Here is a 14,724-nt window from a genome sequence, read left to right on the forward strand (position 1 = left end):
CTTTGATTCGAACTACGAATGAATAATCCGGCGATCGGCAAGCCGGACGATACGGCGAAAAGCGTGCTCGCGTGACGGACCAGGTAGCGCGAGCACGCAGCCGATATCGATTAAACGAAAAAGACCGAAACGGGGTAGTCCATGATCATCGCGCATCTTCCGCCGCAGCCCATGCCGCTCGGCGTGATCTTGTCGGTCGTGGTGGCGGCCAGCACGGACCTCACGGCACGACGCGTACCGAATCTTCTGATCGCCTGCGGGCTGGTTGCCTCGCTCGCGGCGCAAATCTGGCTGAGCGGCCCATTTGCGGGCTTCGTTCAGTGGATCGAGGGCGCATTGACAGGCTTTGCGCTTCTGTTTCCTGTTTATCTACTGGGTGGCACCGCAGCCGGCGACGTCAAGCTCCTGATGCTGGTAGGCGCCTGGATCGGGCCCGATGCCACCTTGTACGTCGCGCTCATGACGTTTCTGTTCGGCGGATGCTGGGGATTGGCGCTCGCTTTGGTGCGAGGACGCTTTGTCAGCATGTGGAAGAGCGTGGCGTATCTGCTGAACACGCTCATGCACGGCGAGCACACGCCAGGCAAACCTGAACATATTCCGGGCGGTTCGGTGGGAACAATCCCCTACGCGGTTCCGATCGCCGCCGGAACGCTGGTGGTGCTGTGCAATTCGATTTAGTCCAGCCATTCCGGACGGACTGAAAAGCGAGGCGCCGCGAGGCCGCTTGCCGGACGACGCGCATTGACGAGGAGGAAGACATGAGAAACAGCCGAGCTTTTGCCATGCTGGCGATCGCCATACTGGCCGGGTTTGCCGCCGTGGTGTTCGCGTCGCGCTGGCTGGTACAGGCGTCGTCGGGCGCAACGGTGCCGGTTGCCGTTGCTGCTGACGACATCAACCTGGGTCAGCCGCTGAACGAAGCGATGGTGCGAACCGTCAATTGGCCGAGAGACAGCGTGCCTCCGGGCACATTCGACAACCTCAAGGCGCTCGACGGACGGGTCGTGCGCGCGAACCTCGCGCACGGCGAGCCCGTGCTCGAGTCGAAGCTCGCGCCGATCGGAACCAAAGGGGGCCTCTCCGCCGTGATCGGCGAAGGCCGCCGTGCCATCACGGTGCGCGTAAACGATGTGGTTGGCGTGGCCGGTTTTGCATTGCCGGGCAACTACGTCGACGTGATCGTCAACACCCAGGAAGGCGGGAATCGCACGGATAACCAGCAGAGCATTTCGAAGATCGTGCTCGAAAAGATTCTCGTGCTCGCGGTCGCGCAACAGGTGAACCGCGACGACACGGCGCCGAAGGTGGTCAACGCGGTGACGCTGGAGGTGACGCCCGAGCAGGCCGAGAAGCTGGATCTCGCGCGCAGCGTCGGCACCTTGTCGCTCGTACTGCGCAATCAGGTGGACCACGACATCCTGCGCACGGGCGGCGCGACCAAGCAGACCTTGCTGGACCAGCCGGTTGCGGCGTCGGCTCCGGTGGTCGAGGCGCCGAAGCCGGTGCGCGTCAAGTACGCAGCGCACAAGGAAGTGAAGCGCGACTGCATCGGCGTGCTGTCCGGTGTCTCAGGTAGTCAGGAATGCTTCTGAATTAAAACATTGCGGTCGAACGCAAGTCAGTCAATTGAAGCAGGCGCGTGACCCGAGGACCAGACGGGCGGCAATCTGCGAGATTCGATACGGGGTGTGATGCCATGAATACGCAAAAAAAGAAGGGGTTTTCGCTGGACCGGCGAAACCACTATCCGATGATCGCCGCCGCTTGCGTGGCCTTCACGGCGCTGATCGTCACGGCGCCGGGGGGCGCGCAGGAACTCGCCGAGAGCGCCGCGCTCACCAAAGGCGCCGCGACCGCCCCCATGCAGATGGGCAAGGGGCCGATGCAGATGACCATCAGCATGGGCCCGACGCAGGCGAACGCCGGCGCGCCCAAGGCTGTGGCGGGTCCGCTGCGCGGACCCAGCTGCGTGGGCGAGATTCGCGGCGAGCGCAACGTGGTCGTGCCGCTCGGCAAGTCGATTCTCGTGCCCGTGGACGAGCCGGTGCGCAACCGCACGCTCGGCAATCCTGAGATCGCGCAGGCCACCATGGTCTCGCCGCAGACGCTCTATCTCGTCGGCCAGTCCGTGGGCACGACCAACATGATCGTGCAAGGCAGAAGTGGCGCTTGCCAGGTGATCGACGTGATCGTGAGCGCGGATGCGGGCGGGCTGCAGGCTGCGCTCGCGCAGCTCATGCCCGAGGAGCGCGGCATCCGCGTTTCCACGGCGGCTGACAACCTTGTGCTCGCGGGCCATGTGTCGAACGCCCAGGCGGCGCAACAGGCAACGGAGATCGCCAAGGTGTTCGGCGTGAGCAACCCGGGCGCCAACGGCGCGAAAAACGGCGGCGTCATCAATATGTTGACCGTCGATTCGCCGCAGCAGGTGATGCTCGAAGTCAAGGTTGCCGAAGTCAACAAGACGCTGATCGATCAGCTCGGCTCGGCCGTCAATATCCAGGGCGGATTCGGCTCGTGGACGGGCGCGCTGGTGAGCAATCTGCTCGCAGGCGTGTCCAGCGCGATCGGTTTTTCGAAGGCGAACAATAATCCGCTGAAGTTCGCGGTCGACGCGCAAAAGACGGACCAGCTCGTGAAGATTCTCGCCGAGCCGAACCTCGTGACGATCAGCGGCCAGGAAGCCACCTTCCTCGCCGGCGGCAAGGTGTTCATTCCGGTGCCGCAGAGCAGCGGCAATGGCAGCACGACGATTACGCTGCAGGAAGAGGAATTCGGCGTGGGGCTCAGGTTTACGCCCACGGTGCTCGGCAACGGGCACATCAATTTGCGCGTCGCGCCGGAGGTGTCGGAGCTCTCACCCACCGGTGTGACGCTGACTGCGGCGAACGTCAGCGGCCAGACCATCCTGCCTCTCATCACGACGCGGCGCGCCTCGACGACCATCCAGATGGCCGACGGCGAGTCCTTCGCGATTGGCGGACTGATCAGCAATAACATTACCGGCTCGCTCAAGGCGGTGCCGGGCCTCGGCGAAATTCCGGTGCTCGGGGCGCTGCTGCGCAGCACGTCGTTCCAGCAGGACCGTACCGAACTCATCTTCATCGTCACGCCGCATCTCGTGCAGCCGGTGAAGTCGCTCGCCCAGTTGCCGTTGCCGACCGACAGCTTCACGCAGGTCAACGAGGCCGATGTGTATGCAACCGGCGTCATGGAAGGCCGTGGCGCGCGCAATCAAGGCCGCTTTGCACCGGCACCCGTCGCGCAGCCGGGGCAACCCGCAGCGCTGCCGCAACCCGCTGGCTCGCCGCAGCCCGTGCCGACCACGCCGACCACGCCGACCACGCCAGCCGCACCGGCAGCCATCGTTCCGGCCGCGCCCGCCGCGCGTGCCGTCACGGTTGGCGAGCACGAGCCGAACGGCGTGCCGCCGGATACGGTGGTGGCGCAAGCCATCGCGGCCCCGCCGGTTTCCGCTGCGCCGCTCGCGTCCCCGGACACTCGACCGGGCGACACGTCGGCGGCCAACGCAGCGCGCATCGAGCAGGAAGCGGCACGCATCGCATCGGCCAACGCCGACACCGCCGCCCGCTCACATTGATCCGGACTCAGGGGAACGCCATGAAAGACCTTATTGCAGTCATCCGCCGGGCACTGGCCATCGTGCCGCTCGTCGCGGCGCTGGGCGGTTGCATGACCAGCACGCCGATCTGGGACGCGCATTTCGGCGAGGCCGTACACACCGCGATCCATGCGCAGATCATCGATCCGGACGCCGCGCAGCATACGGCGTCGACGCCTGGCATCGATGGCAGCGCCGCCGCTGCCGCCATGACGAATTACACCCATTCGTTTGAGAAGCCGCCGTCAGCCAACGATGCCTACACGCTTGGCATAAGCGGCGGCACCAGCCATTGAGGCCCCGGTCAGTTCGACCAGTACTTAGAGGAGCTACACGATCATGATCGACATCCTCATCACTTCGGCGGACGAAGCGCGCCTCGGTGGGCTCGTCCGGCTGATCGCCGAATGCGGCGCATATCGTACGACGCGGGCGACGGCGCGTCCGTCGCAGCTCACGGGCCGCGCCGATACGCTCGATGCCTTCGACGTGCTGATCGTCGACGCGATGACGCTCCACGAAGCGGATCTCTCCGCCGTCGCTGAGCTCTCGCGCCGGCACGAGCGGCTCACCTGCATCCTGCTGATTCCGGAGGCGTCGCCCGATGCGCTCATTGCCGCGATGCGTGCGGGCTTTCGCGACGTCCTCACCGGCGTGCCGGAGCGCCGCGCCATTGGCGAGGCGCTGTTGCGCGCAGGCGAGCAGCGCAGCGCGGCGGGCGCGCGTGCTGCTCGGGTGATCTCTTTCGCCTCTTGCAAGGGCGGCGTTGGCACGAGCTTCATCGCAGCGAATGTCGCGCATCTGATCGCGAGCGCGCATCAGCAGCGTGTCTTGCTGATCGACCTGAACCAGCTCTACGGCGACGCTGCGTTTCTCGTGACCGGCGAGAAGCCGCCTTCGACGCTAGAGCAGCTTAGCGCGCAAGTCGATCGCATGGACGCGTCGTTCTTCGACGCGAGCGTCATGCATGTCAGCAGCCACTTTGACATCCTGGCGGGCGCCGGCGACCCGGTCAAAGCGGGTGAAATTCGCGCGGACGGCCTCGAGTGGATCTTGAGCCTCGCAGCCCCTCGCTACGACTTCGTGGTTCTTGATCTCGGGCCGACCATCAATCCGGTCTCGATGCTCGCGCTCGACCGCAGCAGCGAAATTCACGTCATCTTGCAGGCGAGCATGCCGCACCTGCGCGCGGGGCGGCGCCTGCTCGACATCCTGCAGGCGCTCGGCTATGCGAACGAAAGCGTGCGTCTCGTGCTGAACCGCCATACGCGCCACGGCGACGCTGCGCGCGACGCCGCACAGAGCGTGCTGGGCATGAAGCCGCATCAGGTCATCGCCGACGACGCGCGCGCCGTATCGGATGCCGTCAACCAGGGCTTGCCGGTCGCGGAGGCGGCGCGCGGCAGTACGGTAACGCGCAGCTTGCAGACGCTCGCGGCAGGCATTGTGGCACCCGCGCGCGCCAGCGCTGCGCCGCGCGCGAAAGGCGAATCGCTGTTCGCGCGCCTGGTTGGCCGGCAACCGGCGCCCAAGCTCGGCACCCTCTAGGGAGACCCATCATGTCGCTTCGCGAACAGATTTTTTCCCAGCGCCTCGAGCCTGCCATGGCGGAGCCCGCGCAGCCGGGAACGACGGCCACGCAGGCGCGGGTCAAGTCGGACGCATACAAGAAGCTCAAGTACGAGATGCATCAGGCGGTTCTCGAGCGCGTCGAACTCGAACGGCTTTCGCGCATGCCACAAGAGCAGATCCGTCTGGAGATCGGCTCCTTGATCGGCCGTGTGCTCGAAGAGCAGAAGGCGCCCGCGAACGATCTCGAACGCAAGCAGCTCGCAATCGATGTGTACGACGAAATGTTTGGTTTCGGCCCGCTCGAAGTGCTGCTGCGTGATCCGGGCGTGTCTGACATTCTCGTGAACACCGCGCACCAGACCTACGTCGAGCGCAAGGGCCGGCTCGAACTTACCGACGTCACCTTTTACGACGACGCGCATTTGATGAAGGTGATCGAGAAGATCGTTTCGCGCGTGGGCCGCCGCATCGACGAGTCGAGCCCGATGGTCGACGCGCGTCTGCCCGACGGCTCGCGCGTCAACGCGATCATTCCGCCGCTCGCCGTGGACGGCCCGCTCGTCTCGATCCGGCGCTTTGCTGTGAAGCCGCTGCAGATCTCCGATCTGGTGAACCTGCATACGCTCACGCCGCCGATGGCCGAGGTGCTCGACGGGCTGGCGCGCGCGAAGGTGAACATTCTCGTCTCGGGCGGCACGGGCAGCGGCAAAACCACACTGCTGAACGTGCTCTCGGGTTTCATTCCCGACGACGAGCGCATCGTCACCATCGAGGATGCCGCCGAGCTGCAATTGCGCCAGCCGCACGTGTTGCGCCTCGAAACGCGCCCGCCCAACATCGAGGGCCGTGGCGAGATCACGCAGCGCTCGCTGGTGCGCAACGCGCTGCGGATGCGTCCCGATCGCATCATTCTGGGCGAAGTGCGCGGCGCCGAGGCGCTCGACATGCTCAACGCGATGAACACCGGCCACGAGGGCTCGCTCGCGACGATCCACGCCAACACGCCGCGCGACGCGCTCACACGGCTCGAGAACATGATCAGTCTCGGCGGGCTTTCGCTGCCGCCTCGGAACATGCGTCAGCAGATCGCCTCGGCGATTTCGGTGGTCGTGCAGGTGGCGCGGCTCACCGACGGCCGCCGCAAGATGGTCAGCATCTCCGAGATCACCGGCATGGAGGGCGAGGTGGTGAACATGCAGGAGATCTTCACGTTCCGGCGCACGGGCATGGATGGGAACGGCAATGTGCAGGGCCATTTCTGCGCGACCGGCGTGCGCCCGAAATTCGGCGACCGGCTCGCGGCGTTCGGCGTGAACCTGCCGGAAGCGATCTACGATCCGGGCCGCCGTTTCGAAGCGGCTTGAGCAGGCCATGATGCATCGGGGGAGGTAGCATGAATTCGACATTGATTACCGCAGGCGTGCTCCTGTTCGTTGCCGTGGCGCTGGCCTGCCAGGGGGCCTACGAATGGTGGAGCAGCCGTCATGGTGCGGCGGCGCGCCGGCTCAAGGCGCGCTTTGAAGCGCTGGCCAAGGGGAGTGAGGCGCGCGCGGAGGTGATGTCGATCCTCAAGTCGCAACGCCTGAGCGACGCATCGGCGACCGGGCGGATATTGCTCGCGACGCCCGGCGTGCGCTCGCTCGATGTGTGGCTGATGCAATCGGGTCTGGCGTGGTCAGTGGGGCGGCTGCTCGCGATGTGCGCGGCGTTCGCGTTGGCCGCATTTGCTGGCACAACGCTAGTTCATTTGCCGCTTGTCGGCGGGCTCGCGGCTGCGTTGCTCTGTGCGATGCTCCCGGTTTTGTACATTTACAGACGCCGCGCCAAGCGATTGGTGCAGTTCGAACGCCAGCTCCCCGAGATTTGCGACATGCTGGGGCGTGCGTTGCGTGCGGGGCATGCGTTCTCGAGCGCGATCGACATGGTCGGCACCGAGTTTGCGGAGCCCGCGGGCGGCGAATTCCGCATCACATTCGACGAGATCACCTACGGCGTGTCGCTCAACGATGCGCTGTGCGCGCTCGCGGTCCGCATGCCCGTGCGCGATCTGCGCTATCTCGTGATCGCGGTGCTGATCCAGCGCGAAACCGGCGGCAATCTGGCCGAGTTGCTCGACAGCACTTCATGGCTCATCCGCGAGCGTCTCAAGCTCTTCGACAAGGTCCGCGTACTCTCGGCGGAAGGCAGACTTTCGGCGTGGGTGCTCGGGCTGCTGCCGATCGTTTCAGCGGGCTTCATCAGCATCACCAATCCGACTTTTCTTTCGGTTTTCTGGACGGATCCGGTGGGCATACAGCTTTTCTATTTCGGGGTCGTCTCGCTGGTGTTCGGCATTATCTGGACTCAACGTATCGTCAAAATCAAGGCGTAACGGCGCTCCGCGATCGAAGTGGAACATCAACGCGGCATGGCAACGGGGAAACATCATGCAAGTGCTCGACATGAAACAGTGGCTGGTGCTGATTTGCCTGTTCGGCGGCGTGGTCGCGCTGACCTTCGGCGCGATGTACGCGTTCATGCCGCGCAGCATGCGGCGTCGGGTGGAGCAGGCGGGCGGCGCGAACGCGGCGCCGACGTTGCCGGTACCGGAAACGCCGGCGTGGGTCGAGAAACTGGCTGAGGTATCGGCGCCGCTCTCGAAGCTCTCAGCGCCCAAGGAAGGGGGCGACGTCTCGGCGCTGCGCGTGCTGCTCATGAACGCGGGCTGGCGAGCGCCGGGCGCCGTGGCACTCTTTCTTGGCACGCGCACTGTACTGGCGCTTGCATTGCCGCTCGCTGCGGCTGTCTGGTTCACCGGAGCCGCGCTGCGCGTGAATACCGCGACGCTGCCGATGATGCTCGTCGGACTCGCGGGCCTCGGCTATTACCTGCCCGGGTTCGTGCTCCAGCGCTGCATTGCGCGGCGTAAGCAGATTATTTTCGAAGACTTCCCGGACGCCATCGACCTGATGACGGTTTGCGTCGAAGCTGGGCTTGGGCTCGATGCGGCAATAATGAAGGTCGCCGAGGAAATCCGCCTGCGCAGTCCCGTGATTGCTACCGAGCTTGAATTGATGCTGCTCGAAATGCGCTCGGGCTTTTCGAAGGAGCAGGCGTTGCGCAACTTCGCGATGCGCACGGGCGTGGAGGACATCGACGGATTCGCCACGATGCTGATCCAGGCCGACCGCTTCGGCACGAGCATTGGCGCGTCGCTGCGCGTGCTGTCCGACACGCTGCGCACGCGCCGGCGCATGCGCGCCGAGGAACGGGCCGCGAAGATCGCCATGAAGCTGCTGTTTCCCTTGATGTTCTGCATCTTTCCCACGCTGCTGACGGTTCTGATGGGCCCTGCGTTCATCAACATCTTCCGTTCGCTCTCGCCGGCCCTCGCTGGCCACTGAGGGGAGGGGGAACGCACCGAGCCGCTGCCGCAGGCACGGGTAGCGGTTTCTTATTGGGCACGGGACGTTGTGCGGGCATCGCCGGACAAATCGCCTACACTACAGAACCGGCGGCGACGGATCGTTTCCGCGCCGCCGTCCCGCCATGGCCCACATTTTTTTCGCAGCTTCGATTCAGCGGCATGTCCCGACACCCGAGCGCGAGATCGAAGCGCGCACGCTTGGCGAAGCGCTTGACGCTGTCTTCGCTGAACTGCCGCGTCTGCGCGGGTACATCCTCGACGATCAAGGCGCGCTGCGCAGGCATCTTTCCGTTTTTATCGACGGCCAGCCGGTGCGCGACCGGCGGCATCTGTCCGACGCGATCGGCAAGGCAAGCCGCGTTTACGTCGTTCAGGCGCTATCGGGCGGATAAGCGGGCGCAAGAGCGGAGTATCAGGCGTTCGAGCCTGGCACGGGAACGGAGACACTCGACATGAGCGATCGATTGCTTGTTGCAACGCGCAAGGGACTGTTCGTCCTGCAAAGCGATGGTGCGGGTGGCTGGACGCATGGCGCGCCGCATTTCGTGGGCGAGCCGGTGAGCATGGTGCTGCCCGATCCGCGAGACGGGACGCTCTACGTCGCGCTCAATCTCGGCCATTTTGGCGTGAAGCTGCATCGGCAGCGCGCGGGCAGGGACGATTGGGAGGAGTGCGCGGTCCCCGTTTATCCGCCGCAGCCTCCCGATGAGGCGCGCACTGCCGACGCGGCGAGCCCGGGCGCACAAAACGGAGCGGATGAAGCAAGCGCCGCCGAACCCGCTCCGCCGTCTCCGCCGTGGACGCTGCAGCAGATCTGGTCGCTCGAAGCAGGCGGCCCCGACGAGCCCGGCGTGTTGTGGGCCGGCACGATCCCGGGCGGCTTGTTTCGCTCCGACGACGGCGGTGGCACCTGGACGCTCAACCGCGCGCTATGGGACCGGCCGGAGCGCCGTCAATGGTTCGGCGGCGGCTATGACGCGCCCGGCATCCATTCGGTGATGGTCGATCCGCGTGACCGCCGGCACGTGACGATAGGCATATCGTGCGGCGGCGTCTGGCAGACCTTCGATAGCGGAGCAACGTGGCGCCTGAGTTCGGAGGGCATGGAGGCCGACTACATGCCGCCCGAGCGGCGCGGCGACGCCAACGTGCAGGACCCGCACCGCGTCGTGCAGTGCCCGGCGGCCCCTGATGCGCTATGGACCCAGCACCACTGCGCGATCTTTCGCTCGACCGACGGCGCAGCGCGCTGGCGGCGCATCGAAGCGCAGCCGTCGAGCTTTGGCTTCGCGGTGGCCGTGCATCCGCGCGAGCCCGACACCGCATGGTTCGTGCCGGCCGTGAAGGACGCGTGCAGGATTCCTGTGGACGGGCGGTTCGTGGTCACGCGCACGCGCGACGGCGGCCACACGTTCGAGCGTTTCTCGAGCGGATTGCCTCCCGCGCCCGCGTATGACCTCGTGTACCGGCACGGGCTCGCCGTCGACGAAACGGGTTCGCGTCTTGCGATGGGGTCGACCACGGGCGCGCTCTGGACCTCCGACGATGGGGGAGAGCATTGGCGCCTCGTTTCTGCGCATTTGCCGCCGGTTTATTGCGTGCGGTTTGGGTGAGGCCGCGGTTGTGCGGGTGGGTACCCACACAACCGTAGCATTCCTGATCAAAATTCCTTGTTACTGCACGAGTCGTGGCGGCGTGAGCGCGCCGTAGTTCGGCCCGTTCCCGCCGGAATTAGCCGTTTCGCACTTGCTTTGATCCGCGCTCATCTGAGCGATGACGTGGGCGTTTTTGCCGTTGCCAACTTCGTTCAGGATGTGCAGGCAGGCAAACGCCTGGATGGTCTGGTTTTGACCCGGATTGGCGACTGAATCCACTACCGCCACCGTCACCCACTCGCAACTCCCGTTGCCGTTAGGCTTGGCGCTACATGCCTGGGTCATCTGGAACAACACATCTTCAGTGCCGCTTTGGATAAAAGTCGGACTTCCGATGGCGACCGGCGCGGGATTGCCATTGGTGATCAAACCTTTAGTCACATTGGCACTTTGGGAGCCTTGCAGATTAAACGACGTCCACTGGGCCGTTTGATTACACGTGCCCGCGTGGTAAGTTGACGCCATGTCGAACACAATCGGTTGCCCTGTCGTCTGCGGCTCGGTCTGTCCCGGGATAGGCGTGCCCTGGTAAGTCACCGGTGAGTTGGTGCTCGTATTCCAGTAACTGGTGTACATGCACTGAGGAATCGCGAGTGGGAACAGCCCGCCTGCACCGACATAGCCGGGCCTGGAAATGACAGCCGTGGCAACTGCGCCTGCCTTCAGAAACGTGGTGCCGAAAATGCCGGCCAAAAATACCGGGACTCCGCCATTTGCATTCGCTTTATCCTTAACGACGGTCACCTGGACTGCAGGCATGTCGTTGGTGCCAGGCGTGAACGTCCCGGGTGTTTGCAGGCCGGCCGGCGAGCCAGTGACATTCCAGAAGCCCGATGCCGTTGCGACGACCTTTAAAACAGCGTGCTGCACCAGATTTGTCGGTGCTGGCGCCGGCGAAGTCGCAAAACTGGATGCCTTCGCCTGCGCGTCAGTCCAGTCGGGTTCTGGCGCGGTGGTATTACTGCATTCAGTACGCCTATACAAGCAGCCCGCGCCTGCGAGAGCGGCAGCGTCCGCGGCATTCTGAAGTTCGCTTCGTGCGACCAGCAGATTGCCAAGGTCGATGGCCATTGCGCCAATCCCTAGAAGGAACGCCATGGCGAGCGCGACGGTCACCGCCACGGTTCCCTTTTGCTTCTTTCTGCTACTCGTGCGCATGGCGTCCCCCTTACTCGTTGTTCATGACGGTGGTCGCGGACAACGTGATCGGGCCAGTCAAGGCCGACAAGGCGTGACCCAATCCCAAACCGGTGTATTGATACGAGACCGTCACGGAAAGCGGGGTGCCGAAAGTACTCGGTGTACTTTGGTTGACGTTGACTGTCGGCGGCGCTTGCTTACCGAACGTCAGCAGGTAATTGGACGTGTATGTCGTTACGACGGCGGTGATATCGGTCGTGGACGGCTTCGGATTCTTCAACACAATGCCGGCACGCGCGCCCTCGCGAGCGGCATTGGTAATCACGGCCTTGTCATAGAGCGCAATGCCAAGTTCCACGATGCCGAAGAGAATCATCAGCAGTACCGGCATCACGATCGCGAACTCGACGGCCGCCGCGCCTTTTTGCTTCTTCAAATTCACTCGGCCCTTGAGGCTTGTCGAGCAAACACCCCGTTGCTTGCAGAGCATCGACATTTTGCTTCCCCCATGTTCAAGCATGAATTCTTGTATAGGCCGCCTGATTCGCCGGGCACGTAACGGAGTGCAGGCGACGTATCGGAGCCTTCGGAATTAATTTGTGCTCCAAAAATACGATGGTCGTCGGTGGGTCGTCGGTGCGCCTGCGAACATGCGCCAGGGAGATTGTCGAGCTGATGTCTTTGGCGAAGAACCATGAAAAAGCCCCGGCACCTTATCGGTGCCGGGGCGAAAAATTTGCTGCGCTACAGGTGAAGCGGTATTACCCCTTCACATTCCAAACCCAACCTGCCGGATCCGCGACCTTGCCGCGCTGGATACCCGTAAGCAGCGTGCGCAGACGGCGCGTAACTTCCCCCTCACCGCCGTCACCGATCGAGAACTCGCCGCCCGCATGGCGCACGATGCCGATCGCCGTAACAACCGCCGCCGTGCCGCACGCGAACGTTTCCTTGATGCGGCCCGACGCGGCGCCGTCGCGCCAGTCATCGAACGAAATGGGCGTCTCGTTGACGGTCAAACCTTCCTTGCGCGCGAGTTCGATGATCGACGCGCGCGTGATGCCCGGCAGGATCGTGCCGGAAAGCGGCGGCGTGACGAGCGAGCCGTCGTCGAGCGCGAAGAACACGTTCATGCCGCCGAGTTCCTCGATCCAGCGGTGCTGCGCGGCGTCCAGGAAGACCACCTGGTCGCAGCCATGCGCCGACGCCTCGGTCTGCGCGATCAGGCTGGCCGCGTAGTTGCCGCCGCACTTGGCCGCGCCCGTGCCGCCCGGCGCCGCGCGCGTGTACTGGTCCGACACCCAGACCGTGACCGCCGACTTGCCCGATTTGAAATAGGGACCGACCGGGCAGGCGATCACGCAGAAGATGTATTCGCTCGCGGCGCGCACGCCGAGGAAGCTCTCGTTGGCGAACATGAACGGGCGCAGGTAGAGGCTGCCGTCGCCGCCCGGCACCCAGGCGCGGTCGATGTCGACGAGCGCCTCGACGGCGCGCAGGAACAGTTCTTCCGGAAGGTCCGCCATCGACATGCGGGCGGCCGAGTTGCGGAAGCGCTTGGCGTTTTCCTGCGGGCGGAACAGCGAAATCTGGTCGTTTTCGCTGCGATACGCCTTCATGCCCTCGAAAATTTCCTGCGCGTAGTGCAGCACGGCGCAGGCCGGGTCGATCTGGAACGGGCGGCGCGCTTCCACCTTGGCGTCATGCCAGCCGGTGCCTTCCGTCCAGCGGATCGTGACCATGTGATCCGTGAAAACGCGTCCGAACACCGGATTGGTCAGCCGTGCGGCGATTTCATCGGCCGGCGTGGGATTCGGGTGCCGTTCCACGGCGATTTCAAGGGGACGGGGGGTGTTCATTTGCGTCGTCTCTCGCGGTTATTGATCGAAAAAGCCCAGGCCGATGTTCTACCAGATATCGCGGGGTTCGGCGAATATTCGGCGCTCTGGCGCTGGGGTTTCCCGCAATTATCGCAGTTCGGGCGATCGCGGCCCCGCGGGGCCGGCATAGTAAGCGCTCTTAAGCGCCTTTAAGCTGCCGCCTGCTGCGAAACCGGGCCCGTTACTTTCACGCGGCTAACATAGGCCAGCGCGGAGAGGCTGATCATGGCGGTCACGATCAGCCAGTAGCCTGGCGCGCTCTTGTCGCCGGTCGCGGCCAGCATCCACGTGACGATGGCTGGCGTGAAGCCGCCGAATACGGTAACGCCGATGTTGTAGCCGATCGACATGCCTGTCGCGCGCGTCGCGGCCGGGAAGATCTCGGCCATGAGCGCGGGCAGCGCGCCGAAATAGATCGATTTCAAAAGCGCAAGCCATGCGATCAGCACGAACAGCGGCAGCGCGCTCGAATGGCTCGTCGCCCACGAAAAGCCAGGATAGGCGCTGATGAGAAACAGCGCCGCCACACAGGTCATTTGCGTGCGCCGGCCGATGCGGTCGGACAAATGACCCGCGAACGGCGTGACGACCGTGAGAATCACGCCGCCCACCATGGTCGCCGCGAATCCTGTCGCCGCGGGCAGATGGAGCTGGCGGATCGCGAAGGTCGGAATGTACTGGAGCAGGTAGTTGACCGCGGTGGAGACGGTCAGCAGGCCGATAGCCGTGAGCACGAGGCGCTTTTGGCGGGCCAGCACGTCGCGCACGGGTGTCTCGGTGCGCTCGGCGCGCTTGAAGTCCTCGGCGTCGTCGATGTAGCTGCGCAGATAGAGGCCCACCGGACCAATCAGTAATCCGAAGAAAAACGGCAGGCGCCAGCCCCATGCCGCGAGATCGGCGGGCGTCAGGAGGCGCGCGAGCCCAAAGCCGAATGAGGCCGCGAGCAGCGTCGCGAGGCCTTGCGTGGCGAACTGCCAGCTTGCGAAGAAGCCGCGCCGGTGCGGGGCGTGCTCAATCAGCATGGCGGTGGACGCACCGAATTCGCCACCCGCCGAAAAGCCCTGGATGAGCCGCGCGGCGAACACCGCGAGCGGCGCGGCCACGCCGATCGCCGCGTAGTCGGGAATCAGCGCGATGATCGCCGTGCCCACCATCATGAGGGCCACCGAGAGCATCATCGCCGCCTTGCGTCCGCGCCGGTCGGCGTAGGCGCCCAGCACCGCGCCGCCGATCGGCCGCACGAGATACGAGGCGCCGAAGGTGCCGAACGTGAGTAGCATCGAAACAGTTTCGTTGATGGCCGGAAAGAAGTGCTTGCCGATATACACCGCGAAGAACCCGTAAATGGCGATGTCGAACCATTCGAGCGCGTTGCCGGCGGAGGTGGCGATAACGAGCCTCACAAGGCTCACGGGTTGTTTGGCGGACATGGTGGCGGCCTTTTTT

14 protein-coding genes are annotated in these 14,724 nt (G+C 64.5%); 10 read left to right on the forward strand and 4 right to left on the reverse strand.

Annotated elements, in window-relative coordinates:
- Positions 1-141: 141 nt before the first annotated feature.
- The 10 genes from HV773_RS17375 to HV773_RS17420 all read left to right on the forward strand — a co-directional run bounded on the left by HV773_RS17375 (position 142) and on the right by HV773_RS17420 (position 10,216).
- Entirely contained in the window at positions 142-681 is a 540-nt protein-coding gene (locus HV773_RS17375; RefSeq protein WP_175195897.1) for an A24 family peptidase, read from the forward strand.
- Positions 682-761: 80 nt separating this feature from the next.
- The gene (gene cpaB / locus HV773_RS17380) at positions 762-1,595 is read left to right on the forward strand and encodes a Flp pilus assembly protein CpaB (RefSeq protein WP_175195899.1); all 834 of its coding nucleotides are present in this window, start codon (positions 762-764) and stop codon (positions 1,593-1,595) included.
- Between the two features lie 104 nt (positions 1,596-1,699).
- Entirely contained in the window at positions 1,700-3,604 is a 1,905-nt protein-coding gene (locus HV773_RS17385) for a type II and III secretion system protein family protein (protein WP_175195901.1), read from the forward strand.
- Between the two features lie 20 nt (positions 3,605-3,624).
- Positions 3,625-3,921 (forward strand): hypothetical protein, encoded by a 297-nt coding sequence (locus tag HV773_RS17390; protein ID WP_175195903.1) that lies wholly within the window; start codon positions 3,625-3,627, stop codon positions 3,919-3,921.
- A 43-nt stretch (positions 3,922-3,964) separates the two neighbouring features.
- A complete protein-coding gene (locus tag HV773_RS17395; protein WP_175195905.1) occupies positions 3,965-5,173 on the forward strand; it encodes a CpaE/TadZ family protein in 1,209 nt (402 codons plus the stop codon).
- Positions 5,174-5,184: 11 nt separating this feature from the next.
- Positions 5,185-6,561, forward strand: a complete 1,377-nt coding sequence (locus tag HV773_RS17400) for a TadA family conjugal transfer-associated ATPase (protein ID WP_175195907.1) — start codon at positions 5,185-5,187, stop codon at positions 6,559-6,561.
- A gap of 29 nt (positions 6,562-6,590) precedes the next feature.
- Positions 6,591-7,568, forward strand: a complete 978-nt coding sequence (locus tag HV773_RS17405) for a type II secretion system F family protein (protein ID WP_175195909.1) — start codon at positions 6,591-6,593, stop codon at positions 7,566-7,568.
- Positions 7,569-7,623: 55 nt separating this feature from the next.
- Positions 7,624-8,580, forward strand: a complete 957-nt coding sequence (locus HV773_RS17410; protein ID WP_175195911.1) for a type II secretion system F family protein — start codon at positions 7,624-7,626, stop codon at positions 8,578-8,580.
- A gap of 145 nt (positions 8,581-8,725) precedes the next feature.
- Complete coding sequence (locus HV773_RS17415; protein WP_175195913.1) at positions 8,726-8,995, forward strand: MoaD/ThiS family protein; 270 nt, start codon at positions 8,726-8,728, stop codon at positions 8,993-8,995.
- A 60-nt stretch (positions 8,996-9,055) separates the two neighbouring features.
- A complete protein-coding gene (locus HV773_RS17420; RefSeq protein ID WP_175195915.1) occupies positions 9,056-10,216 on the forward strand; it encodes a WD40/YVTN/BNR-like repeat-containing protein in 1,161 nt (386 codons plus the stop codon).
- A gap of 60 nt (positions 10,217-10,276) precedes the next feature.
- Here HV773_RS17420 and HV773_RS17425 read toward each other — a convergent pair whose 3' ends face one another.
- The 4 genes from HV773_RS17425 to HV773_RS17440 form a co-directional block, all read right to left on the reverse strand.
- Positions 10,277-11,416 carry a pilus assembly protein TadG-related protein gene (locus HV773_RS17425; RefSeq protein ID WP_175195917.1) on the reverse strand — a complete coding sequence of 380 codons (1,140 nt, stop codon included), beginning with the start codon at positions 11,414-11,416 and terminating at the stop codon, positions 10,277-10,279.
- Between the two features lie 10 nt (positions 11,417-11,426).
- Positions 11,427-11,918: a TadE/TadG family type IV pilus assembly protein gene (locus HV773_RS17430; RefSeq protein WP_343052369.1), complete on the reverse strand. Its 492-nt coding sequence runs from the start codon at positions 11,916-11,918 to the stop codon at positions 11,427-11,429.
- Positions 11,919-12,159: 241 nt separating this feature from the next.
- Positions 12,160-13,257 (reverse strand): branched-chain amino acid aminotransferase, encoded by a 1,098-nt coding sequence (locus HV773_RS17435; RefSeq protein WP_175195919.1) that lies wholly within the window; start codon positions 13,255-13,257, stop codon positions 12,160-12,162.
- 170 nt (positions 13,258-13,427) lie between these two features.
- The gene (locus HV773_RS17440; protein WP_175195921.1) at positions 13,428-14,708 is read right to left on the reverse strand and encodes an MFS transporter; all 1,281 of its coding nucleotides are present in this window, start codon (positions 14,706-14,708) and stop codon (positions 13,428-13,430) included.
- Between the last annotated feature and the right edge of the window lie 16 nt (positions 14,709-14,724).

The organism is Paraburkholderia caffeinitolerans, assembly GCF_902859945.1.
Classification (GTDB): domain Bacteria; phylum Pseudomonadota; class Gammaproteobacteria; order Burkholderiales; family Burkholderiaceae; genus Paraburkholderia; species Paraburkholderia caffeinitolerans.